This window comes from Bradyrhizobium monzae (genome assembly GCF_021458635.1).
In the GTDB taxonomy this organism is placed as follows: domain Bacteria; phylum Pseudomonadota; class Alphaproteobacteria; order Rhizobiales; family Xanthobacteraceae; genus Bradyrhizobium.
In genome coordinates, this window is sequence record NZ_JAIRDQ010000021.1 from 1 (window position 1) to 23,766 (window position 23,766).

The 23,766-nt window shown below is 64.2% G+C and carries 21 protein-coding genes and 1 pseudogene; 13 read left to right on the forward strand and 9 right to left on the reverse strand.

What is annotated here, in order from left to right; genetic code table 11:
- The 5 genes and pseudogenes from K3F49_RS38300 to K3F49_RS38320 form a co-directional block, all read left to right on the forward strand.
- Positions 1 to 145 (forward strand): annotated as a pseudogene (locus K3F49_RS38300) (chemotaxis protein CheW); the annotation flags it as partial.
- Between the two features lie 37 nt (positions 146 to 182).
- Positions 183 to 572 carry a response regulator gene (locus K3F49_RS38305; protein ID WP_234686030.1) on the forward strand — a complete coding sequence of 130 codons (390 nt, stop codon included), beginning with the start codon at positions 183 to 185 and terminating at the stop codon, positions 570 to 572.
- Between the two features lie 35 nt (positions 573 to 607).
- On the forward strand, positions 608 to 1,477 hold the full coding sequence (locus tag K3F49_RS38310) for a CheR family methyltransferase (RefSeq protein WP_234686031.1): 870 nt from the start codon (positions 608 to 610) through the stop codon (positions 1,475 to 1,477).
- A gap of 2 nt (positions 1,478 to 1,479) precedes the next feature.
- Positions 1,480 to 1,797, forward strand: a complete 318-nt coding sequence (locus tag K3F49_RS38315; protein ID WP_212333651.1) for a PilZ domain-containing protein — start codon at positions 1,480 to 1,482, stop codon at positions 1,795 to 1,797.
- Between the two features lie 142 nt (positions 1,798 to 1,939).
- Positions 1,940 to 2,443 (forward strand): response regulator, encoded by a 504-nt coding sequence (locus K3F49_RS38320; RefSeq protein WP_234686032.1) that lies wholly within the window; start codon positions 1,940 to 1,942, stop codon positions 2,441 to 2,443.
- 40 nt (positions 2,444 to 2,483) lie between these two features.
- On the opposite strand, the gene K3F49_RS38325 is transcribed toward K3F49_RS38320, so the two are convergent.
- The gene (locus K3F49_RS38325; RefSeq protein WP_234686033.1) at positions 2,484 to 2,786 is read right to left on the reverse strand and encodes a hypothetical protein; all 303 of its coding nucleotides are present in this window, start codon (positions 2,784 to 2,786) and stop codon (positions 2,484 to 2,486) included.
- A gap of 187 nt (positions 2,787 to 2,973) precedes the next feature.
- Between K3F49_RS38325 and K3F49_RS38330 the strand changes: the two genes are divergently transcribed.
- Positions 2,974 to 3,609 (forward strand): response regulator transcription factor, encoded by a 636-nt coding sequence (locus tag K3F49_RS38330; RefSeq protein ID WP_027533503.1) that lies wholly within the window; start codon positions 2,974 to 2,976, stop codon positions 3,607 to 3,609.
- 10 nt (positions 3,610 to 3,619) lie between these two features.
- Here K3F49_RS38330 and K3F49_RS38335 read toward each other — a convergent pair whose 3' ends face one another.
- From K3F49_RS38335 to K3F49_RS38345, 3 genes are all read right to left on the reverse strand, one after another.
- Positions 3,620 to 7,120 (reverse strand): PAS domain S-box protein, encoded by a 3,501-nt coding sequence (locus tag K3F49_RS38335; protein WP_234686034.1) that lies wholly within the window; start codon positions 7,118 to 7,120, stop codon positions 3,620 to 3,622.
- A gap of 61 nt (positions 7,121 to 7,181) precedes the next feature.
- Complete coding sequence (locus tag K3F49_RS38340) at positions 7,182 to 7,355, reverse strand: response regulator (protein WP_234686035.1); 174 nt, start codon at positions 7,353 to 7,355, stop codon at positions 7,182 to 7,184.
- A 195-nt stretch (positions 7,356 to 7,550) separates the two neighbouring features.
- A complete protein-coding gene (locus K3F49_RS38345) occupies positions 7,551 to 8,255 on the reverse strand; it encodes a GntR family transcriptional regulator (protein WP_234686036.1) in 705 nt (234 codons plus the stop codon).
- Positions 8,256 to 8,349: 94 nt separating this feature from the next.
- Between K3F49_RS38345 and K3F49_RS38350 the strand changes: the two genes are divergently transcribed.
- The 6 genes from K3F49_RS38350 (at position 8,350) to K3F49_RS38375 (ending at position 14,783) form a co-directional block, all read left to right on the forward strand.
- Positions 8,350 to 9,369 (forward strand): ABC transporter substrate-binding protein, encoded by a 1,020-nt coding sequence (locus K3F49_RS38350; protein WP_234686037.1) that lies wholly within the window; start codon positions 8,350 to 8,352, stop codon positions 9,367 to 9,369.
- Positions 9,369 to 10,130: an ABC transporter ATP-binding protein gene (locus K3F49_RS38355; RefSeq protein ID WP_234686038.1), complete on the forward strand. Its 762-nt coding sequence runs from the start codon at positions 9,369 to 9,371 to the stop codon at positions 10,128 to 10,130. The genes K3F49_RS38350 and K3F49_RS38355 overlap by 1 nt, the downstream gene beginning before the upstream one ends.
- 11 nt (positions 10,131 to 10,141) lie before the next feature.
- Positions 10,142 to 11,005: an ABC transporter permease gene (locus K3F49_RS38360; RefSeq protein WP_234686039.1), complete on the forward strand. Its 864-nt coding sequence runs from the start codon at positions 10,142 to 10,144 to the stop codon at positions 11,003 to 11,005.
- Entirely contained in the window at positions 11,002 to 12,738 is a 1,737-nt protein-coding gene (gene araD / locus K3F49_RS38365) for an L-arabinonate dehydratase (protein WP_234686040.1), read from the forward strand. The genes K3F49_RS38360 and araD overlap by 4 nt, the downstream gene beginning before the upstream one ends.
- A 152-nt stretch (positions 12,739 to 12,890) precedes the next feature.
- The gene (locus tag K3F49_RS38370) at positions 12,891 to 13,610 is read left to right on the forward strand and encodes a ribonuclease activity regulator RraA (RefSeq protein ID WP_234686041.1); all 720 of its coding nucleotides are present in this window, start codon (positions 12,891 to 12,893) and stop codon (positions 13,608 to 13,610) included.
- Positions 13,611 to 13,691: 81 nt separating this feature from the next.
- Complete coding sequence (locus K3F49_RS38375; protein WP_234686042.1) at positions 13,692 to 14,783, forward strand: SMP-30/gluconolactonase/LRE family protein; 1,092 nt, start codon at positions 13,692 to 13,694, stop codon at positions 14,781 to 14,783.
- Positions 14,784 to 14,989: 206 nt separating this feature from the next.
- On the opposite strand, the gene K3F49_RS38380 is transcribed toward K3F49_RS38375, so the two are convergent.
- The 4 genes from K3F49_RS38380 to K3F49_RS38395 form a co-directional block, all read right to left on the reverse strand.
- Positions 14,990 to 17,098: a S9 family peptidase gene (locus K3F49_RS38380; RefSeq protein WP_234686043.1), complete on the reverse strand. Its 2,109-nt coding sequence runs from the start codon at positions 17,096 to 17,098 to the stop codon at positions 14,990 to 14,992.
- Between the two features lie 272 nt (positions 17,099 to 17,370).
- A complete protein-coding gene (locus tag K3F49_RS38385) occupies positions 17,371 to 18,558 on the reverse strand; it encodes a pyridoxal-phosphate-dependent aminotransferase family protein (protein ID WP_234686044.1) in 1,188 nt (395 codons plus the stop codon).
- A 106-nt stretch (positions 18,559 to 18,664) separates the two neighbouring features.
- A complete protein-coding gene (locus tag K3F49_RS38390; protein ID WP_234686045.1) occupies positions 18,665 to 19,390 on the reverse strand; it encodes a thermonuclease family protein in 726 nt (241 codons plus the stop codon).
- A 165-nt stretch (positions 19,391 to 19,555) separates the two neighbouring features.
- On the reverse strand, positions 19,556 to 21,286 hold the full coding sequence (locus tag K3F49_RS38395; RefSeq protein WP_234686046.1) for a hypothetical protein: 1,731 nt from the start codon (positions 21,284 to 21,286) through the stop codon (positions 19,556 to 19,558).
- A 408-nt stretch (positions 21,287 to 21,694) separates the two neighbouring features.
- Here K3F49_RS38395 and K3F49_RS38400 point away from each other — a divergent pair, with 408 nt between their 5' ends.
- On the forward strand, positions 21,695 to 22,543 hold the full coding sequence (locus K3F49_RS38400; RefSeq protein WP_234686047.1) for a caspase family protein: 849 nt from the start codon (positions 21,695 to 21,697) through the stop codon (positions 22,541 to 22,543).
- A gap of 130 nt (positions 22,544 to 22,673) precedes the next feature.
- Here K3F49_RS38400 and K3F49_RS38405 read toward each other — a convergent pair whose 3' ends face one another.
- Complete coding sequence (locus tag K3F49_RS38405) at positions 22,674 to 23,561, reverse strand: efflux RND transporter periplasmic adaptor subunit (protein WP_234686048.1); 888 nt, start codon at positions 23,559 to 23,561, stop codon at positions 22,674 to 22,676.
- Positions 23,562 to 23,766 lie beyond the last annotated feature (205 nt).

Below are 23,766 nucleotides of genomic sequence, written 5' to 3' on the forward strand. Positions count from 1 at the left end.
TGGCAAGGAAGAAAACCCCGTCAATCTCGACCCCCGCATGGCCAAGCTCGCCGGCGGTGTCCACCGTCTCGACGGCCAGCTCATGGTCGTCCTCGACGTCGATCGCGTCCTCGAGCTCAAGACCGAAGTGCAAATGGCTGCCTGAACCCTTCACGAAAGACATTGAAAGCCGGAGAACCAAGATGAAGACCTGTTTGGTGGTTGACGATTCCAGTATCGTTCGCAAGGTCGCCCGTCGCATCGTCGAATCGCTGGGCTTTCAAGTCATTGAAGCGGAAGACGGCGTCGAGGCGCTGGTCCACTGCAAGAAGGCAATGCCGGAAGCCATCCTGCTCGACTGGAACATGCCCGTCATGGACGGCTTCCAGTTCCTGGGCACGCTGCGCCGCATGCCCGGTGGCGACGAGCCCAAGGTCGTGTTCTGCACCACCGAGACCGGCATCGACCATATCACCAAGGCGATGGGCGGCGGTGCCAACGAGTACATCATGAAGCCGTTCGACAAGGACATCGTGATGGCCAAATTCCAGGAAGTCGGGCTGATCGAACGCGAAGAAGAGACAGCGGCCTGAAATACACCCGCCAGTAGAGCGTCAAGAGGTATCCTGTGAACTCGCCCGACTACGAGTATCTGCGTAAATTGCTGAAAGAGCGCTCTGGTCTCGACCTGTCCGCCGACAAGCAATATCTGATCGAAAGCCGCCTGCTGCCGCTGGCGCGCAAGGGCGGCCTCGCCGGTATCCCCGAGCTGGTGCAGAAGCTGCAAGGCGGCTCGAGCGCGCTGATCACCAGCGTGGTCGAAGCCATGACCACGAACGAGACCTTCTTCTTCCGCGACAAGATCCCGTTCGACCATTTCCGCGACACCATCATGCCGGAAGTGCTCAAGGCCCGTGCCAGCCGCCGCAGCGTGCGGATCTGGTGCGCCGCAGGCTCGACCGGGCAGGAGCCCTATTCGCTTGCGATGACCCTGAAGGAGATGGGTGCGGCCCTGACCGGCTGGCGCGTCGAGATCATCGCGACCGATCTCTCGCAGGAAGTGCTGGAGAAGGCCAAGGCCGGCATCTACAGCCAGTTCGAAGTGCAGCGCGGCCTGCCGATTCAGCATCTTGTGAAGTACTTCAAGCCGAACGGCGAAACCTGGCAGATCAATCCCGAGCTGCGGGCGATGATCCAGCATCGGCAGCTCAATCTGCTGCAGGATTTCTCCCACCTCGGTACGTTCGACGTCATCTTCTGTCGCAACGTGCTGATCTATTTCGATCAGGAAACCAAGATCAACATCTTCAACCGCCTGGCCCGCCAGATCGAGCCCGACGGCTTCATGGTGCTCGGGGCTGCGGAGACCGTGGTCGGACTGACCGATACGTTCAAGCCGATTGCCGATCGCCGTGGCCTCTACAGGCCGAACGATCCGCGTGTGGCGGCGCCGATCGGCGCCGGGGCGCCGCGGATGGTGGCGATGGCAGGACGATAAGAATGGCCGAGGATGGCAAGGGCGCAGAGCGCGTCACGTTCAGTCGGGGCTATGATGTCTGCATCATGGCCATCGACGGTACGTGGCGGCGCGACTGCACCCTCAATGCGATTTCCGACACGGATGCCATCCTCACGGTGGAGGGCTCGATCCAGGGGTTGAACCTCAAGGAGTTCTTCCTGCTGCTGTCGTCCACCGGCCTTGCCTATCGCCGCTGCGAGCTGGTGCGCGTCAACGGCGCCGAGATGGACATCCAGTTCCTGCGCGGCAAGAACCGCAAGAAGCGCGGCGCGGCCAACGGCCATGATGCGGTGGCGTGATCGCCACGCACAGCCGGCCGCTCTTTCTTGACGCGTTGCTTCACATTTTCTGAAAACATCCGAACGAATTCGCAGGGCCGGCTTTACGTGGCCTAAGCGCGTACCGTGTATCAAGGACCTGTCGCAATTTCAGGGTCCGGTAATGCCAAGAAGCTCTCTCTCTTCCGTCACGTCAAACCTGCCCGACGTCGCCGAGCGGCGCGCGCTTCAGCTCCTGGTGGTCGATGACGACGCCACGCAGCGTAGCCTGATCACGGTCGCCGCCAAGCAGGCCGGCCACGAAGTCGCGGTTGCGCCGTCGGTTACGGAAGCCATCGAAAAGCTGCGCGCCGCGCGCTTCGACTGCGTGACGCTCGATCTCGTGCTTGAGGATGGCGACGGCATCGACGTGCTGCGCGAGATGGCAGCGGCGAAATTCACGGGCTCCGTGATCGTCATCAGCGGCATGGACGGCAAGCGCCGCAGCGCCGCCCGCAGCTTCGCCCGCTCCGTCGGGATCGAGCTTCAGAGCCTGCCGAAGCCGCTGGATCTCGCGGCGTTGCGCATCAGCCTCGCCAATCTCGGCAAGACCGCGATGGGGCTGCCGACGATCCATACCTGGGGTGGCGTCGCCACCGACGCGATCGTGGAGCGGCACCGCGCCTGAGGCGCGGAACTGCCATGCAATCGGCCGCGCTGATTGCGATCTACGCGGCGTTGCCAGATTCCGACAGCATTTGAAGGGCGTGGCTGAGCTCCGCCCGGCAGGTGTTGAGGGCGGCGCTCGCCGTGGCAAAACGCGGCGTGACGTCGTCGAGCACGACGACTTCGATGGAACCCGAGATAGCGCTCGAGATAGCGCTATCGTCGTCCGGCTCCATCGTAGCGTCGATCAGACGCATACTGATCTCGATACGCGCGATCAGGGAGCGAAGTTCGGCCGCGATCAGCTGACGGCTATCGGTTTCAGCCATTGCGACGAGCGGGGGTGTGCCGGCGTAATTTAGCATGGATATTTTCCCTCCCCCGCAATAAGGCACCTCAGCGCTACTTGTGCGTTAAGTTCATGTCCCGTACAAATGCGGGTGGGCCGAATCTGCGCCGAAAGCCATAACGTTAGGCGCGGACGCGAGTCCTTGGATGCCGGACGTTCTTGGCGATCGACTTGGCAATCGACTTGGCGAATGGACATGGCACATGGTCGAACAAACCTCCCGTGGTGAGATCTTCGTGGTCGATGACGACCCGGCTGTTCGCGACACCCTGTCGATGGTGTTGAAGGCGGCGGGTTATGAGGTGATCTGTTTCGCGGATGGCGCAGCACTGCTCTCGGTCGCGCGAAGCCGCACGCCGGCTGCCGTGCTGCTCGACGTGCACATTCCCGGAAAGTCTGGCCTCGATATTCTCAAGGAACTGCACGGCGAGGACTATCCCGCGCCGATCTTCATGATCTCCGGCCAGGGCGACATTGCGATGGCGGTGGGCGCCATCAAGAGCGGCGCGCTCGACTTCATCGAGAAGCCGTTCCGCGGCAGCGAGATCGTCGGTCGGCTCGACGAGGCGATCGGCGCCTACGCACGCCGGCAGTCGGAGAATGCGTCGCCGAAATTCGGCTCGCTGCATTTCCCCGGACGCGAGCCGCTGACCCGCCGGGAGCGCGAGGTGCTCGAGCAGTTCGCTGCTGGTGCCTCCAACAAGGAAGCCGGCCGGACCCTCGGCATCAGCCCGCGCACCATCGAGGATCACCGCGCCAACATCATGAAGAAGCTCGGCGCCCGCAATGCCGCCGACCTGATCCGTATCGTGATGACCGCGGCCCAGCGCGCGTCGTAGGCACGAAGTATCAGCTGCTCAGCGCCTTGCGGATGATCCGCGCCAGATCGGACTTGCGATAGGGCTTCGCCAGCAGCAGTACGCCCGAATCCAGCCGGCCGTGATGGATGATCGCGTTCTCGGTATAGCCTGACGTGTAGACCACCCTGAGGTCGGGGCGCGACTTCAGCACCTCGTCGGCGAGCTGCCGTCCGTTCATCTTGCCGGGCATGATCACGTCGGTGAACAACAGGTCGAACGGCTTGCCGCTCGCAACGATCGTGAGCGCCTCCGCGGCATTGGCGGCCTGCAGGGTGACGTAGCCGAGCGAATGCAGCTGGGCCAGCACATAGTCGCGCACCAGCCGGTCGTCCTCGACCACGAGGATGGTCTCGTGCCCGCCCTCGATCGTGACCGGCGTTACGCCATCGGTGATCGGCGTCGGCGTCTTGCCCGGCGGCAGGTACATCTTGATCGTGGTGCCGTGGCCTTCCTCGCTGTAGATCTTGATGTGTCCCGCGGACTGCTTGATGAAGCCGTAGACCATGGAGAGCCCGAGCCCGGTGCCCTTGCCCGGGCCCTTCGAGGTGAAGAAGGGGTCGAACACGCGCGCCAGCATGTTGGCTGGAATGCCGGTGCCGGTGTCGCTCACCGCGATCAGCACGTAGTGCCCGGGCCGGACGTCATTCGCGCTGGCATAGACCTCGTCGAGATAGGCGGCGCCCGTCTCCACGATCAGCTTGCCGCCGCCGGGCATCGCGTCGCGCGCGTTGAGCGCGAGGTTGAGGATCGCCGTGGTGAGCTGGTTCGGATCGACGACGGCGACGCAGCTCTCGTCCTCGAACACGGATTCGATCTGGATCTGCTCGCCCAGTGTCGGCCGCAACAGCTTTGCGGTGTCGATGATCAGCGAATTGATGTCGATCTCGCGCGGCTGCAGCGGCTGCTTGCGTGCGAAGGCGAGCAGATGCTGGGTCAGCTCGGCGCCGCGGCCGGCGGCCTCATCGATCATCTTGGTGATCGCGGCAAGCCCCTGATCCCCGGCCACGGCCTCGGCGAGGATCTCGATCGTCCCGGTGATGACGGTGAGAATGTTGTTGAAATCGTGCGCCACGCCACCGGTGAGCTGGCCCACGGCCTCCATCTTCTCGGCGTGGCGGATGCGCTCCTCGGAGGCGATCTTGTCGGTGAGGTCGCGGTAGAACACGTTGAACAGAACGCCCTCGCGGCGGCGCAGCGCCGTGACGCTCAGCTCGGCCTTGAACTCCTTGCCGTCGCGGCGCCGGACCATGAGCTCGCGGCGGCGGTTGAGGGGCTGTCCGTCTGCCGACCCGAGGAAGCGGGCGAGGCCGTCCTTGACCCTGTCGCGCTCGTTCTCGGCGACGATCAGGTCGACCGCGTTCTTGCCCAGCGCCTCGTCGCGCTGCCAGCCGAACAGCTCCTCGGCCCGCGAGCTCCAGTTCAGGATGGTGCTGCGATCGTCGGTCTGGACGAAGGCGTCGAGCGCGGTCTCGACGATGTTGCGCGCCAGCTGCTCGCTGTCGCGCAGGGATTCGGCGGCGTGCCTCGCCTCCGTCATGTCGCGCCCGACGAAGAAGTAGCGCTTGGCCTGATCCGACCAGTTGCCGAGCCAGGACAGCCAGACCTCGCGGCCGTCCTTGTGCAGGCAGCGCGTGTCGGCGAGCTTCGGATGTCCGCCGCGCCGGAGTGCGCGCATCTCCTCGCGGGATTGATCGAGATGGGCGGGGTGAATGAAATCGACGCCGCTGCGGCCGATCATTTCGTCGGGCGTGTAGCCGAGCACGGTCTCGCAACTCGGGCTGATCTGCACGATATGGCCCCGCGAGTTCATGATCATGATCAGATCTTCCGAGGCGTCGAACAGCTGCCGCCGTTCTTCGAGCGTCTGCTGCAGCGCGCGTTCGGTCCGCCGTGCATCGGTGAGACGGCGCGCCGTTCCGGACGCGCCGATGATCTCGCCCGCGGCGCCCCGGATCGGTGAGAGGCTGACCGATATTTCGACCCGACTGCCGTCCTTGCGGACGCGCACGGTTTCGAAATGCTCGATCCGTTCGCCCCGCGCTATCCGCTGCAGGTAATCCTTGCCCTCTTCGCTTCGATCCGGCGGCAGCAGGATCGAGGTCGGCCGTCCGACCGCCTCCTCGGCAGAATAGCCGTAAAGGCGCTCGGCCGCGCTGTTCCAGCCGATGATGGTGCCGTCGAGCGTCTGCATCACGATCGAATCGTCGGAGGACTCGACCGCGGCGCTGAACAGGCGCTCGCGCACGGCGAGCTGGTCGCGGGCTGCTTCAGTGCGCCGCCGCTCCTCGACCTCGTGCTCCAGCGCCGAGGTCTTGGCTTTGGTCTCTTCGACCATGTGGGCAAAGGCCCGCGCCAGCATGCCGGTCTCGCCTCCGGCGTCGGTCGGAATCGTGGCTGGCTTGCCACGCCCGATCGCTTCGACTGCTTTGGTGAGTCGCCCGATCGGCCGGGTCAGCGATCGCGCCAGCAGCAGAGCAAGCGCGGCCGCGACCAGTACCGCGATAATGCCGATCGTCAGGCTCGTCCGCTCGATGATGACGGCGGGCGCCATGAACACGGCGTAGGGCACGACGCGAATGATGCCGACCCATTGGCCCTCGGCGAGGATCGCGGGCGCAATCGCGGTGCCGCTGGGCTTGCCGTCGCTTTCAGGCACGACATGGGTTACGCCCTGCGTCGATCCAGTGACGTCGGCGAAATAAGGGAAGTCGTCCTGCCAGCGTGTCGGTGTGCCCAGTTGGGAGCCGAACTCGCGGGTTCGGTCCGGGTGCACGATGTAGTCGCCGTTGCGGCCGACGACGTAGACCTGTTCGCCCCGTCGGCTCGCGATCCTGATACGGTCGAGCACCTGGCGCATGTCGACATTGATGACGACGATGCCGAACAGCCGGTGATCGGATCCGTACAGCGGTCCCGCCACGCGTAGTGTCGGGACGTAAGGCAGCTGAATCTTGCCGTTGTCGACGTTCAGATCGACCGGAGAGACATAGATCTGGTCTTCGGTGAGCTTGATCGCGTCCTGGAAGAAGAAGCGATCGTCCTTGGTTTGCAGGGCTTCGTCGGGAACGACGCGGACCGATCCGTTTGGCCCGGAGCGGTCGACGCGCAGATATTCGGTGCCGTCGGCGCTGATGATCCGAAATTTCGCGTAAGTGGGGTTGGCTTCGACATCGGCAACGAGACGCGCCAGCAGCCGCTCGCGCCAGGTCTTTTCGGCCAGATGATCAACCGGATCGATGCCATTGTTGAAATGGGCGTCGATCACGCCGCGCACGGCGGCATTGGCGCGGAACGTCACGATGTCGGCATGCGCGCCGCTGGTCTGGGCTTCGAGCTGGGAGGCGAGTAGTCCCGACTGGGTTTCGATTCGATCGATCACCCGCGGCAGGAACGCCCGTTCCAGGCTGTAATGATTCAGCCACCCGACCGCGGAGACCGCAACCGCGACCAGCAGAATCATCGCGATGGCCAACCGGGTTGCGAGCGTCATGTCGCCCTTCGCGCCGCGTCGAGAATGGACCCGAATGTACTACGCGACATCGACGGCCCCGTCATCGGCTGCCGGTGCCGGCATCGATGCGCGGCGGGCACGATGATGGCGCCGATATCAGGCGGCGGTCGACCGCGGCCAGCAGCGCGTCGGCGCGGAACGGCTTCTGCTCCAGCAGCAGGCGGATCGTAAGCTGGACGGCCGGATCGTCATCCACGATCAGGATGTTGGCCACGTTAAAAACCTCCGGGTCGGGCAGGGAAGTTCCCGACGACCCAAATCAAAGCATCAAATGCGAAATTGTTGCGCGGATCGTGTCTGGCCTGCAAGCACTTCGCGGTCGTCGCGAAGTGGCGTTGCCAGGTCATTAGTTGGGTGCGGGAGTCGGGCCATATGCATGTTGGCGTGCAGATGACCCAGGCGACGACGCCTAGTCGGAAAGATATTCGGGATAGCGCTCCCGGATCCTCTCCAGCTCGCTGAGCGTGCCTGATAGATGTTTGCGCAGATGCTGCTGCGCGGCATCGGCGTCTTTCGCTTCGATCGCGCGCGTGATCAGCTTGTGGTGGCGCACGATGTTCTGGGCCTTGCCGGGCGAGGGCAGATGCAGCCGGCGCAGCCGGTCGATGTGTCCGCTGCGGCTGCGCACCAGCATCCAGAGATCCTGCTTTCCGGCCGCCGTGTAGAGCTGCGCGTGGAAATCATTGTCGGCGGCCATGAAGGCCTCGAAGTCGCCGGCCTTCGCGAATTGCTGTTGCAGTGCAATGGCGTGATCCAACCGAATGATCAAGGCAGGATCAGGATTGCCGGCAAGGAGCCGGACGATCTCCAGCTCCAGCGCCTGGCGCAGGAAATGCGCCTGTTGCGCGCGGTCGACGTCGATCTGGCTGACCACGGTCGCATGCTGCGGAAATACGTCGACCAGGCCCTCTTCCTCGAGCCGCATCAGCGCGTCGCGCACCGGGGTCGAGCTGACGCCGAATTGGCCGGCCAGCTCAGCCCGCGACAGCGGCGCGCCTGGCGGCAATTCGAGGGCGATGATCGCGTTGCGCAGCCGCTCGAACACCTGCGGCGCGGCCTGTCGGGCTCGGTCGAGCCGGGCGGCCGCGCGCGGCGCGGGATGGGCTCTTTCCATGGCGGCGGCTCCGGCGGACTTGCCTTTGATGCACTAATGCATTAGTGCATCAGCGTGCTCGCGCGTCAATGCCGGCCGGAGGAAACGAACAACAATGATCAAGCAATTCCAGCGTGGCTGTGCGGCCCTCGCCCTGGTCGCCGCGGCAGTCCTGTCGGCGTCGCCGGCGCGGGCGCAGCAGAAATCCGAGATCTCCCTGTCACGGCAGCCCGGCATTTTCTACATGCCGAGCCACATCATGGAGAAGCAGAAGCTGATCGAGAAGCACGCGGCTGCGCTCGGCGTCCCCAACGTCACCACGAAATGGGTGACCTTCTCCGGCGGCGGCGCGCAGACCGATGCGCTGCTCGCAGGTGGCGTCGACATTCTCAACACCGGTACCGGCAATCTGTTGCTGCTGTGGGATCGTACCCGCGGCGGCGTGAAGGGTATCGTTGCGACCTCGGCGCAGCCGATGACGCTGATCAGCCGCGACGCCAACATCAAGTCGATCAAGGATTTTGGGCCTGCCGACAAGATCGCCGTGCCGACGGTAAAGATCTCGACCCAGGCGATCGTGCTGCAGATCGCGGCTGCGGAAGCCTTCGGCGCCGATCAATGGGCAAAGCTCGATGCCAACACGGTGCAGCTCGGCCATCCCGACGCCTATGCGGCGCTGTCCAATCCCAAGCACGAGGTGCACAGCCACTTCTCGATTCCGCCTTTCACGTTCCTCGAGCTGAAGAACGTGCCGGGTGCGCATGTCGTGCTGAATTCGCCGGACGTGATGGGCGGCCCGCTCAGCCAGGCGCAATTCTTCACAACCACGAAATTCGCCGACGCTAATCCGAAAATCATCCAGGCCGTGCGCGATGCCACCAAGGAAGCGCAGGACCTGATCCGCAGCGACACCAAGCAGGCGGTCGAGATCTACAAGGAGATCACCGGCGACAAGACCTCGGTCGAGGAGCTGCTCGATCTCCTCAAGCAGCCCGGCATGATGGAATGGAATCTCGAACCGCAGGGCACGATGAAGTTCGCCGCCCACCTCTACAAGACCGGCACGCTGAAGACCCAGCCCAAGGCCTGGACCGATTACTATCTCCCCGTCGCGCACGACCTGAAAGGCAACTGATGGCGTTGCTCGACGTCAGTGGCGTGACGCTGCGCTACAAGACCTCCAGCGCCGTCGTCACCGCCACGGAGAGGGTGAGCTTCACCGTCGACAAGTCCGACCGCTTCGTGCTGCTCGGACCGTCCGGTTGCGGCAAGTCGACCTTGCTCAAGGCCGTCGGCGGCTACATGTCACCGAGCGAAGGCCGCATGACCATAGGCGATCGTGAGATCCGCGGCCCCGGCGCCGACCGCATGATGATCTTTCAGGAATTCGACCAGCTGTTGCCCTGGAAGAGCGTGCTGGCCAACGTGATGTTCCCGCTGCTGACCGCGCGAAAGCTGTCGCGCAAGGACGCCGAGCTAAGGGCGCGATCGTATATCGAGAAGGTGGGGCTCACCCGCGTGGTCGATGCCTATCCGCACACGCTGTCCGGCGGCATGAAGCAGCGCGTCGCGATCGCGCGCGGCATGGCGATGGAGCCGGACATTCTGCTGATGGACGAGCCGTTCGCAGCACTCGACGCGTTGACGCGCCGGACCTGCCAGGACGAGCTGCTCCAGCTCTGGAGCGAAACCAGGTTCACCGTGTTGTTCGTGACGCATTCGATCGCCGAAGCGATCCGTATCGGCAACCGCATCCTGCTGCTGTCGCCGCATCCCGGCCGCGTCAAGGCCGAGGTGATCGACGTCGACAAGGTCAGCAATGACGACGGCAGCGCCGGCCGGCTGGAGAAGGAGATTCACGATCTCCTGTTCGCCGGCGAAGCGACGGCGCATTAAGGGGGCCGCTGATGGGCGAAGCAAGAATTCTGCTGCGTGACGCGCCGGTCGCTGCTGTCAGTGGCGCAGGTGAGGTCGAGCGCAAGCTGAGCGTGGCCGAGCTGCTGTGGAACGACGGCTTTGTCCGCAAGACCGTCATCATCCTCTTCCTGGCCGCGGTCTGGGAGGCCTACGGAGCTTATCTCGACAATCCCCTGCTGTTTCCGACGCTGCACGACACGCTCGTCACGCTGTTCGATCGCGTCAAGGACGGCACCATCCCGATGCGGGCCTGGACCTCGCTGAAGGTGCTGTTCATGGGCTATTCGGCCGGCATCGTGCTCGCCGCGATCTTCACCGTGCTCGCGATCTCGACCCGAATCGGCACTGACTTTCTCGAGACCGTGACGGCGATGTTCAACCCGCTGCCGGCGATCGCGCTATTGCCGCTCGCCCTGATCTGGTTCGGTCTCGGCAATGGCAGCCTTGTTTTCGTGCTGATCCATTCGGTGCTGTGGCCGGTCGCGCTCAACACCCATTCCGGCTTCAAGAGCGTGTCCAACACCCTGCGCATGGTTGGTCGCAATTACGGCCTGCGCGGGTTGCCCTATGTGGCAAAGATCCTGATTCCCGCCGCGTTCGGCTCCATCCTCACCGGCCTCAAGATCGGCTGGGCCTTTGCATGGCGCACGCTGATTGCGGCTGAGCTCGTGTTCGGCGTGTCGTCGGGCCAGGGCGGGCTCGGCTGGTTCATCTTCGAGAACCGCAATCTCCTCGACATACCTGCGGTCTTCGCAGGCCTCTTGACGGTGATTATCATCGGGCTCTTTGTCGAGAACCTGATCTTCCGCGCCATCGAGCGGAACACCGTCCAGAAATGGGGCACGCAATCATGACCAAGAAAAAAACACCCGACCAGCTCCGCAGCGCCCGCTGGTTCGCACCCGACGATCTCCGCTCGTTCGGCCACCGCTCCCGCGCCATGCAGATGGGCTACGCCCCGGAGGAATGGAAGGATCGGCCGTGCATCGCGATCATCAACACCTGGTCGGAGGCGCAGCCGTGCCACATGCACTTCAAGTCGCGTGTCGACGACGTCAAGCGCGGCATCCTGATGGCCGGCGGCCTGCCGGTGGAATTGCCCGCGCTGTCGCTGTCGGAGTCGCTCCTTAAGCCCACCACGATGCTCTATCGCAATCTTCTCGCGATGGAAGCCGAGGAGCTGCTGCGCAGCCATCCCGTTGACGGCGTGGTGCTGATGGGCGGCTGCGACAAGACCACGCCGGCGCTGCTGTTAGGGGCGACCTCGATGAACATTCCGGCGATCTATCTGCCGGCGGGCCCGATGCTGCGCGGCAACTGGAAGGGCAAGACGCTTGGCTCCGGCTCCGACGGCTGGAAATATTGGGACGAGCGGCGCGCCGGAAAAATCCCCGACAAGGACTGGCTCGACATCGAAGCCGGCATCGCCCGCAGCTATGGCACCTGCATGACCATGGGCACGGCCTCGACCATGACCGCGATCGCGGAAGCGATCGGCATGACGTTGCCGGGCGCCTCCTCGATTCCCGCCGCGGATGCCAACCACATCCGCATGGCCTCTGAATGCGGCCGCCGCATCGTCGAGATGGTGTGGGAAGATCTGACGCCGAAGACGATCCAGACCCGCAAGGCGTTCGAGAATGCGATTGCGGTGGCGATGGCGATGGGCTGCTCCACCAACGCGATCATCCACCTGATCGCGCAGGCCCGCCGCGCCGGCCAGGATATCGGCCTCGACGATTTCGAGATCGCGAGCCGCAAGGTGCCCGTGATCGCGAATGTCCGCCCGAGCGGCGATGCCTATCTGATGGAAGATTTCTTCTATGCCGGCGGCCTGCCGGCGCTGATGGGCCAGATCAAACAGCATTTGCATCTCGACTGCATCACGGTGAGCGGCAAGACTCTTGGCGAGAACATCGACGGCGCCGAGGTGCACAACGCCGATGTCATCCGCGGCGTGGACAATCCCATCTATAAGGAAGGCGCACTTGCCGTGCTCAAGGGCAACCTTGCGCCCGACGGCTGCGTCATCAAGCCCTCCGCCTGCGCGCCGCGCTTCCTCAAGCACACCGGGCCGGCGCTGGTGTTCGACGACTATCCGTCGATGAAGAAGGCGGTCGACGATCCCAACCTGGATGTCACCGAGGACCACATCCTCATCCTGCGCAATGCGGGCCCGCAAGGCGGGCCGGGCATGCCGGAATGGGGCATGCTGCCGATCCCGACAAAGCTCGTGAAGCAGGGCGTGCGCGACATGGTGCGCATCTCGGATGCGCGCATGAGCGGCACCAGCTACGGCGCCTGCATCCTGCACGTTTCACCGGAGTCCTATATCGGCGGCCCGCTGGCGCTGGTGCAGAATGGCGACCGCATCACGCTCGACGTCGCCGCGCGCACGATCAATCTCGACGTATCCGAGGCCGAGCTCGCAAAGCGTCGCTCTGCCTGGAAGCAGCCTGAGCGCCGCTTCGAGCGCGGTTATGGCTGGATGTTCACCAAGCACATCAAGCAGGCCAATGACGGCTGCGACTTCGACTTCCTCGAGACCGATTTCGGCGCGCCGATCGGCGAGCCGTCCATCTATTAGTGATCCTGTCATTCCGGGGCATCGCGAAGCGATGAGCCCGGAATCCATTGTGCCGCAATCTGTGTCGTTCGATGGATTCTCAGGTGCGCAATTGCGCACCATAGTTCGCGCCAAGTGGCGCGCCCCGGAATGACGACAAGAGAGAGAATCAGATGTCCAAACTTTCCGAAGCCACCCGCAACAAGCTCAAATCCGTTTCCACCGCCACCGTCGCCACCGCTTTGTTCAAGCGCGGCCTGCGCATCCAGATGATCCAGGATGTGCACCCGTTGGGCGCCGATCAGCCGACCATGGTCGGCGAGGCCTTCACGCTGCGCTACATGCCGGCGCGCGAGGATCTCAACACCATCGACGTCTTTAGGGATCACTCCCATCCGCAGCGCAAGGCGGTCGAGGATTGCCCGCCGGGTGCGGTGCTGGTGATGGACAGCCGCAAGGACGCGCGCGCGGCTTCGGCCGGCGCGATCCTGGTGACGCGGTTGATGAAGCGCGGCGTCGCCGGCGTCGTCACCGACGGTGGCTTTCGTGATTCCGCGGAGATCGCCAAGCTCGGCATTCCCGCCTACCACCATCGCCCGAGCGCGCCGACCAATCTCACGCTACATCAGGCGATCGAGATCAACGTTCCCATCGGTTGCGGCGACGCGCCGGTGTTTCCCGGCGACGTCATCCTGGGTGATGCCGACGGCGTCATCGTGATCCCCGCGCATATCGCGGACGAGATCGCGAATGAAACCTTCGAGATGACCGCGTTCGAGGATTTCGTCACCGAGGAGGTCGGCAAGGGCCGTGGCATTTTTGGTCTCTATCCGGCGACCGATCCGCAGACGCTCACCGACTTCGCGGAATGGCGGAAGAAGAACGGAAGGTAAGGCCGTTCATCACGATCAGTCACGTCAAGAAACAGGCCGGCCACATCAAGTGCGGCCTTTTATCAAGCAGGGAGGATTTTTATGATTTTCACGCGACGCAGTCTCCTGTCCGGCGCAGGTAGCGCGGCGGCTTCGATGCTGCTGGCCCGCGCGGCCGGCGCGCAATCATTTCCGTTCACGCCGGCCCAGCGCTACCCGGACCCGGCCGTCCAAGTCCTCGATCCGAGTTTCGCGAAGTACCGGCTCTATTCCTCGACGCTGGAGCAGGTCGCGACCGGCCTGCGCTGGGCCGAAGGTCCGGTCTATTTCCCGGAAGGCGCGTATCTGTTGTTCTCCGACATCCCCAACAACCGGATCATGAAGTTCGACGAGAAGACCGGGCAGACCAGCGTGTTCCGCGCCAACGCCAATTACGCCAACGGCAATGCGCGCGACCGTCAGGGCCGCCTCGTCACCTGCGAGCACTCCGTCACGCGTCGCATTACCCGCACCGAGAAGGACGGCAAGATCACCGTGCTCGCCGACAAGTTCGAGGGCAAACGGCTGAACGCGCCGAACGACATCGTGGTGAAGTCCGACGACAGCATCTGGTTCACCGATCCCACGTTCGGCATCGGCGGTGAGTGGGAGGGCAAGAAAGAGAAGCCGGAGCAGGCCACCACCAACGTCTATCGCATCGCCAAGGACGGCAAGCTCACCGCCGTGCTCACCGATCTCGTCAATCCGAATGGCATCGCTTTCTCGCCGGACGAGAAGAAGCTCTATGTCGTCGAGTGGAAGGGCACGCCCAATCGCAGCATCTGGAGCTACAATGTCGGTGACGAAGGCTCCTTAAGCGGCAAGACCAAGCTGATCGACGCCGCCGACCAGGGCTCGCTCGACGGCTTTCGCGTCGACCGCGACGGCAATCTCTGGTGCGGCTGGGGCTCGAACGGTGCGCTGCAGTCCGAACCCACCGACGTCGGCGGCCGCAAGGTCTATCAGCTCAAGGGTAAGCCGGAAGACCTCGACGGCGTCATGGTGTTCAACCCCGAAGGCAAGCCGCTCGCCTTCATCAAGCTGCCCGAACGCTGCGAGAATCTGTGCTTCGGCGGGCCGAAGAACAACCGCCTCTATATGGCAAGCTGCCACTCGATCTACGCGCTCTATGTGGAGGCGCACGGCGCGGTGTGAGGTGGAATGTGGGGCGGTAACTCGCCCCACATTCTTAGCCGTCGTCCCGGACAAGCGAAGCGCAGATCCGGGACCCATAAACACCGGGAGATGTTTGGCGAAGGAACATTAGTGAAGTGTTCTTCGCCGGTACTGCTCCCGCACTCTCCCGATAGATCACGCGGTATGGGTCCGGGCGTTCGCCGGGACGACGGCGGTGGGTGTAGCTACACCCCGGCCTCCGCCATCCCCGCCGCCCACAGCGCGAACGCATAGACGATCGCGACTTCATCCAGCCGGTCAAATCGCCCCGAGGCGCCGCCGTGACCGGCGCCCATGTTGGTGCGCAGCAGGACCGGACCGCCGCCGCTCATGGTCGCGCGCAGGCGCGCGATCCATTTGGCGGGCTCCCAATAGGTGACGCGCGGATCAGTAAGCCCGCCCATCGCCAAAATCGCCGGATAGTCTTTTGCCGCGACGTTGTCGTAGGGCGAGTAGGACAGGATGGTGCGAAAATCCTTTTCGCTCTCGATCGGGTTGCCCCATTCCGGCCATTCCGGCGGCGTCAGCGGCAACGTGTCGTCGAGCATGGTGTTGAGCACGTCGACGAACGGCACTTCGGCGACGATGCCCGCGAACAATTCGCCGGCGCGGTTGGCGACCGCACCCATCAGCATGCCGCCGGCCGAGCCGCCATGGCCGACGATACGCTTGCGGCTCGTGTATTTCGCGTCGATCAGCGCGCGGGCGCTGGCGGCGAAATCGTCGAACGAGTTGGTCTTCTTCTCGCGCTTGCCGTCGAGATACCAGCCCCAGCCCTTGTCGGCGCCGCCGCGGATATGGGCGATGGCGTAGACGAAGCCGCGATCGACCAGCGACAGACGGTTGGCGTTGAACGAGGCCGGCATCGCCATGCCGTAGGAGCCGTAGCCATAGAGCAATAGCGGCGCCGCGCCGTCGAGCTTGAGCCCGCGACGATAGAGGATCGACACCGGCACCTCGGCGCCATCCTGCGCCTTCGCCATGATGCGCGTGGTGACGTAGTCGGCCGCAACGTGCCCGGACGGGATCTCCTGGCGCTTGCGCAGGGTGCGTGTCCGCTTGGCCATGTCGTAGTCGTAGACTTCCGACGGCGTCGTCATCGACGAATAGGCAAAGCGCAAATTCGTGGTGTCGAATTCGTAGGAGCCCATCGTGTCGAGCGAATACGCGGCCTCGTCGAAGGCAATCGCGTGCTCTTCCTTGGTCGCGAGATCGCGGATCACAATTGCCGGCAGCGCATTGGCGCGCTCCAGCCGCACCAGATGGCCGGCATAGAGATCGAGGTCGATAATGTAGATGCCGGGACGATAGGGGATCAGGTCGCGCCAGTTCTTCCGCTCGGGGGAAGCCAGCGGCGCGGTGACGATCTTGAAGTCGATGGCGTCATCGGCATTGGTGAGGATGAATAGCTCGTCGCCGCGATCAGCCAGCGAATATTGCACGCCCTCCTCGCGCGCCGCGACCAGGCGCGGCGGCACTTCCGGATGAGCGAGATCGATCAACCGCTGCTCGCTGGTTTCGTGGTCGCCGCCGGCGATGACGCAGAAGCGGCCACTGGTGCTCTCATGCAGATGGGTGAACCAGCCGGAATCCTGCTCCTCGTAGACCAGCGCGTCGTCGGCCTGCCTGGTGCCGAGCCTGTGCCGCCACACCTGCATCGGCCGGTGATTGTCGTCGAGCTTCACATAGAGAAAGGATTTTGCATCCTTGCTCCAGACCACGCCGCCGTCGGTCTCCTCGACGACGTCGTCGAGGTCTTGGCCGCTCGCCCAGTCGCGGACGCGGATCGTGAAATATTCCGAGCCCTTGGTGTCGGCGCTCCAGGCCTGCAGTCTATGATCGTCCGAGTGGCGGCTGCCGCCGAACTTGAAATATTTGTGGTCCTTGGCGAGCGCATCGCCGTCGAGCACGATATGGCCCTCGCCGCCGTCGCGCGGCATGCGGCCGAACAGCTCGTGCTGGCCGCCCTCGCGGAACTTGCGGAAATAGGCGAACGGTCCGTCCGGCGACGGCACGCTGGAATCGTCTTCCTTGATGCGGGAGCGCATCTCGCGCACCAGCGCCTTCTGCAGGCTTGCGGTGTGGCCGAGCAGGCTCTCGGTGTAGCCGTTCTCTTCATCCAGATATTTGCGGATGTCGGGATCGAGTACTTGGGGCTCGCGCAGCACCTCCTGCCATTTCGCGTCCTTCAGCCAGGCATAGTCGTCGGTGACGGTGATGCCGTGGTGGGTGAAGGAATGCGGCCGGCGCGGGGCGACGGGAGCGGTCGGGGTCGTGCTGGCGGATTTGGGCAAATCGATCCTCGATGCGGGCGGAATGTCTGGCCTCTATATCAGATCGAATGTGGGGGATTTAAAGAAGGCGAATGTGGCTGTAAGGCTCCGGCCTTGCCACACATTCCGCCGTCGTCCCTGCGAACGCAGGAACCCATAACCCCAGGGAGGAGTTTGGCGAAGGCTAGCAGTTAAAGACCGTGCCTCGGTACGGCCACCGCGCGTGATCGATGGATCACGCGGTATGCCCTGCGTTCGCAGGGACGACAGTGGAGATTGGGCTGCGCCTGCGCCTACACCGCGACCTGCTCGCCCAGATACGCCACCGCCGCCTCGAGCCCGCCCTTGCCGTGCGGGATCTTCAGCGCGTTGAGGCCGACCTCGATGACGCCGAGCGTACCGAGCAGCATCGGCGCGTTGACATGGCCCATATGGGCGATGCGGAACGCCTGGCCGGAGAGATCGCCGATGCCGGTACCGAGCACGACGCCGCACTTCTCCTTGCAATAGCGCTGCAGCACCGCGGGATCATGACCGGTGGTCATGGTCACCGTGGTCACGGTGTTGGAGCGCTCGTGCGGTTCGGCGACGTTGAAGCCGAGCACCTGACCCTCTGTCCATGCGCCGACCGCGCGTCGCGTGGCTTCGCCGAGCAGGGCGTGGCGGCGGAACGCGCCCTCCAGCCCTTCCTCGTGGATGAGGTCGATCGCCTGGCGCAGCGCGAACAGCAGATGCACCGGCGCGGTGCCGGCATATTTGCGATAATTCTCGGTGCCCTCGCGCTCGCTCCAGCTCCAATAGGGCGTCGCCATGTTTGCTTTCTTGTGGATCTCCTGCGCGCGCGCGCTGGCCGCCACGAAGCCAAGACCGGGTGGTGTCATCAGGCCCTTCTGCGAGCCCGACATGGCGACGTCGACGCCCCATTTGTCCATCTCGAACGGCATGCAGCCGAGCGAGGCGACGGTGTCGACCATGTACAGCGCGGGATGGCCGGCCGCCTTGATCGCCCTGCCGATCGCCTCGATGTCGTTCTGCACGCCGGAGGCCGTGTCGATCTGGACGACGACGACGGCCTTGATCCTGTGCTCGGTGTCGCGGCGCAGCCGCTCCTCGACCTCGTGCGGCCGCACCGCGCGGCGCCAGTCGCCCTTGAGCACCTCGACCTCGGCGCCCATCAGCGCCGCCGCATTGCCCCAGCCGATCGCGAACCGTCCGCTCTCCAGCACCAGCACCTTGTCGCCGCGCGACAGCACGTTGCTCAGCGCGGCTTCCCAGGCGCCGTGACCGTTGGCGATATAGATGTAGGACTTGCCCTTGGTCGCGAACAGACCAGAGATGTCGCGGAGCAGGCTTTCCGTCAGGTCGAGCATCTCCTTGGAGTAGATGTCGATTGCAGGACGATGCATCGCCTGCAGCACCGCGTCGGGCATCGTGGTGGGCCCGGGGATGGCCAGAAATTCCCGGCCCGCGCGAACGGTCATTGCTATCTTCCTTGTGTCTTGAAGACGGTCTGGAGGGTTGCTTCGCTACGCTTTTACGCGTCGAAGGCCCGCAAGAAAAGCACGTAAAATGCAGGTCTGGGGTGGGTTATCGCTTCGTCTCACGACAGCCCGCCGCTTCGGCCTCCTCGACCGAGCAGAACCAGCGGGTGCCCTTGCTGATCTTCATCTTGATCTGGGTGTACCAGCGGCTGGTCGGGGTGTGGTAGATGCACTCGCCGGCGGTGTTGACGTTGCCCTTGATGGTGCAGTCCGGCGAGGGCGCGACCGGTCCCGAGGCCGAGGCGAGCAGGACCGAATGGGCGCCTTCGGGCGGCTTGGTGGCGCCCAAAATCGTCGTCTTCTTGTTGCGCACGCGCCAGTCCCAGGGTGCGATGAAGGCGCCCTGCCACATTCCGGCTTTTGCCTCGCGCGCGGCCGCTTCGTCAGCGTCATAATCGTGCGAGAGGCGGGCGTAGGACAGCGCCCAGCCGCTGCGCACCAGCCATTTCTGGATGTCCTCGCCGCCGACCTCGCAGCGCGCCACGGTGCGGCCGCGCCGGTCGATCGAGCGGGCATGGCAGACCCAGCTCTTGCCTTCGGTGTATTTGGCGAGCTCGTCGCGCGCTGCCGCGCCGCAAGTCCAGCGCTCGGACTTGTTGTTGAGGCAGAGCTGGTCGGCCGACGGCGCATCGATGCCGCCAAGCCGGATCCGCGTGCTGCCGATCAGGACGGAATCGCCATCGCGGACCTTGGCGGTGCCGGTGACGTCGGCGGCCTGCGCCAGCGAGGGCAGGCTGAGCAGAGACAGCGCAATCAGGAATTTTCGCAACATGCCGGTCCGCGTGTGAAGAAAATCTCGATAGAGCCCGCAATTGTGGTCGGCTTTGGGCCTCGCGGCCAGCATATGCCTAACGGAGAGGCTTTCAATTTCCCGTCATTGAAGCAGGCGAGTTGCGAGTAGGGAATGGCGAATAGGGCCGCGAATGAGCGCCATTCGCTACTCGCCATTCACCATTCGCCTGCGCGCCACCGCCAGTCCCATCAACACGAACGCCGACGTCACCTCCGGGCCGCCAACCAAAATCCGCGTCGGGGTTTTCATCTTGTTCCATTCATAGGCGCGGAACGGGCCGCGGCGGCCGCCTTCGCCCAGCGCATCGACGATCACGTTCAGGGCGGGTGCAAAGGCGCGCGGGTCGGCGCCGAGATGGCCGAGCGCGATCAGCGCCAGCGCAGCGTCGAACACGTTCATTTCGGCGGCCATCAGCTCGCCCTTGACGTAGGACAGCACGCGATGGCGGATGAAATCGAAATCGCCATCGGGATCGATAACGGCCTGGGCGGCCAGCGGCAGCGCCAGGAAGGCCGCATAGCAGCGGCCGAAATAGGCGCTGTAGAGCTCCGGTAGATAATAGATGTGCGAGCGCGGATTGGCGAAGGCGCCGCTCGCAGCAAGGCGTTTCTGGAAGCCGATGATCCGATGCACGGTCGCGAGCCGCGCCGGTGTCTCCAGAATCTTCCAGCGCGCGAGGTTGCGAAAGCTCACCTCGAGAATGTCGAGATTGAGCGTCGGATCGAGATCGTTGCCGTAGGGCCGCTCGCCTTTGAGATTGTCGATCCAGGTCGCAACGCCGCCTTCGTAGTCGATATTGTCGTTGAGCGGCACCGTCACGCGCCGATCGTTGACGCCGGCATGCACCTGGTAGGCCGCGTAGAAATCCAGCAGAGGCTGGTCGAGGATCGCATCGGTGCAGCCGGCCTGCGTTGCCGCGGAGATCGAGCACGCCGTGGTGTCGCAGTCGGGCACGTAGACGCCGAAGCCGAGGTCCTGCTTGATCTGGGCGAAGTAGCGCGAAAAGCGCGGATGCGGCGGAGGCGCCAGCGCCGTGATGACGTTGAAGCGTGCCCCGTCGATGCCCTCGACCTCCTCGCGGCTGATATTGACGCAGAAATCGACCATGTCTGCGATCGCACGCTCGGCTGCTGTTTTGTCGGCCGACGTGGCAAGCCCGGTCTCGACATAGCTGAGCAATGCTTCGATGAAGAACGCGTCGTAATAGGCCGAGCGGTGGCGAATCTGCACCGGCTCCCACATCGGCTCGGCAATCCCGCGCCAGGGCGGATTGACCACGGCGCGGGCCGGCGAGCGCGCGATGAAGACGCGGGCGAGGTTGAACAGCAGCGACGAATTCTTGTAACCGCGTGCATTCAAGCCTGTGAGCGCCATGATCAGCTCGCGCCCACGAAAATCGGGATCGCCGATCAGGTTGAAGGCGGCATAGGTCGGCAGGAAGCCGTTCTTGCGGTACGAGCCGAGCAGATGCTGCGCGCAATCGCGGATCACGCCGTCGATCTGCGATTGCGCCGGCGTCGCGCCGACGAAATTGACCGGCGGCGGTTTTGGATGGTCGAGCGTGATGGTGTCGACGAGTTCGGCGATGGGTTGGCCGACCGCGGCCCAGTCGGGCTCCGCATCGTCGCGGGCGCGGACCAAAGCCTCGCGCAGCCGGCTCAGCTTGGCCTCGTTACCCAGCTCGGGCAGGCCGGCGCGGCGCAGCAGGATCCGCAGCGCGGGATTGCCGAGGGCGGTCTTGTAGAATTTCGCCAGATGCGGATCGCCGCTGGCCTGGCCCGATAGTACGGGATCGCAGACCTCATAAAGCGAGGGGCCGTCTTTCCGCGCCGTCAGCGCCCGGCACGCGGCACCTGCGAAATAATGAAAGCTCATGAAATACCTGGTCGCGGGGGACTTATCCGGGAGCCAGGTCGATGACCCTCCCCTCGCAAGTCTTTGAAAAAGCTACCCGGATTCGCAGGAAATACAAATGTCACGGACGTCACGAAAACACAGGCGCGAGTGCCACATTTGGGCCCCCGGAAGGCTACGGGGGTGCGAAAAATCGAAACCCTGGGTGGAGATATTAACTAATATATTCAGTAGCTTAGTTCAAATTTAGAGCGATCTATTGCGGCGGCGGCGATATCCGGTTAAGGGTTTGTTTGTTGCGGCGCCGCAAATTGCGCGCAATTCCCGGGCACTTCCCCGGCCAATCCTCAAACCCAAAGACGCTCTCGCGCTACTCAACCTGTGTGCGCGCGCTTGGCCGATCTTTGGCAATGACAGGAATGCAGCGAGATGAATGTAAGGCAGCTCGACATTTCCCGACGCTCGATTGCGCTTGCCGCAGCCCTCATCGGCACGGTGTCGCTGGCAATCGGCGCCCATGCTGCCCTCAACATGCGCGCGCTCGACGCGGCCAAGGCCGTCTCGGCCGACCAGGTCACGGGCTCGCTGGGCCAGACCGCGCGTCTCGCGCTCGTCATCGGCAATGGTCATTATCCCGACGCGACCGCGCCGCTGACGCAGTCGATCAACGACGCGCGCGCGCTGTCCTCTTCGCTGCGCAAAAACGGTTTTGACGTCGACATGGTGGAAGACGCGAGCAAGGACGACATGGTCCGCGCCGTCAACCGCCTCAAGTCCCGCATCAAGCACGACACCGTGGCCTTGCTGTTCTTCGGCGGCTACGGCGTGCAGGCCGGCCGCGAGAGCTACATGCTGCCGGTCGATGCCGTGATCTGGAAGGAGAGCGACGTCCGCCGCCAGGGCGTCTCCATCGAGGGCGTGCTCGACATGATGAAGGAGCAGGGCGCCAAGGCCAAGCTCGTCGTCGTCGATGCGTCCCGTCGCAATCCCTATGAGCGCCGCTTCCGCTCTTACTCGCATGGTCTCGCGCCGATCGGCACGCCCGACAATGCGCTGATCCTCTCCTCGGCCTCACCCGGCAAGGTCGTCGACGACGGCAAGGGCGAGCACAGCACGCTGGTCAGCGAGCTCCTCACCAATCTCAATGCGCAAGGCAGCGCCGAAAGCGTCTTCAACAAGACCCGCGTCGCCATCTCCCGCGCCTCCGAAGGCGATCAGGTCCCGGCGGTTTCGTCCTCGCTGCTCGAGGATGTGCAATTCGACCAGGCCGGCGGCTAGTTTTTTCGCCGCACACTGCGGTTTCGTAGGGTGGGCAAAGGCGCAAAGCGCCGTGCCCACCATTCTCTCCGATATTTTCGATAGAAGACGTGGGCACGCTTTCGCTTTGCCCACCCTACGAGACCGTCTGTTACTTCGCGGCTTCGCTCGCCATCACCGGGCGCACGGGATCGCCTTCGCGGAGCAGCGCGCCGGCGCGTGCGACGACGATATCGCCTTCGTTGAGGCCGTCGCGGACCTCGATATTGCCACCCGACATCAATCCGATCTCGACGCGCTTGGTCTCGACGCGATTGCGCCGGATCACCTGCACCACGGTGCCGGCGGATGAATATTGCACCGACGTCAGCGGCACCGCGACGTTGCAGCTCTGCCCGATCTTGATCAGCGCGCGGCCGCTCGCATTGAGCAGCAGCCGGCGTTGCGACGAGATGCCGATATAGACCATGCCCTGCTGGATATTCGGCTCGACGGTCGGACCGATGCGGCGCACCTTGCCGTCGATATCGCCGGCGCCGGCGATGCGCACGGTAGCCGGCTGGTTGACCGCGAGCTTCCTGACGTCGTTGGTCGCGACCAGTCCGACGAGATCATATTCGCTGCGCGCCACGATGGTGAACAGCGCCTCGCCCCTGGCCGAGGCGGGCGCACCGATCTGCGCGGTCGATGTCGCGATCACGCCTGCCACGGGGGCGGTGACCTGCAGCGTGCCGCCCTCGGGCAGCGCCAGCCGTGCCAGCACCTGGCCGGCCGTGGTGGTCTCGCCGGCTTCAGCCAGCACTTCCGTCACCTTCAGCCCCGGCCGCTCCGGCCGCACGGATGTCTCTTCGCGCGCGACAATCGAGCCGGTGGCCTCGACGATGTCGGAGAAACAGGATTTTGCCGCCTTCAGCACCGTGACCGCCGGCCCCTTGGGCGCATCGTCATCGGCAGCGAGCACCGGCTGGGCGGAGACCAGCACCAGTCCGGCGAGGGCAACGAAGGTCTGGGAAAAGGAACGCGCAGGCAATGAACGCATCGGTCATTCCGGTTGGCCGCAAGGCTTAGTCGACAAGGCTTCGATGGATAGCAGAAGCGGCAGCAGCGGGCCATGGGCTGACCGGACGAGAAATGCCGCAGCGCAGGCGGGCGCGATGCCGCCTGTTGATTTAGTCGCTGCGAAAGCAAAGAGGTTCGCCGCCGGTCACACACCCCGAACTCGTCGTGGCCGGGCTTGTCCCGGC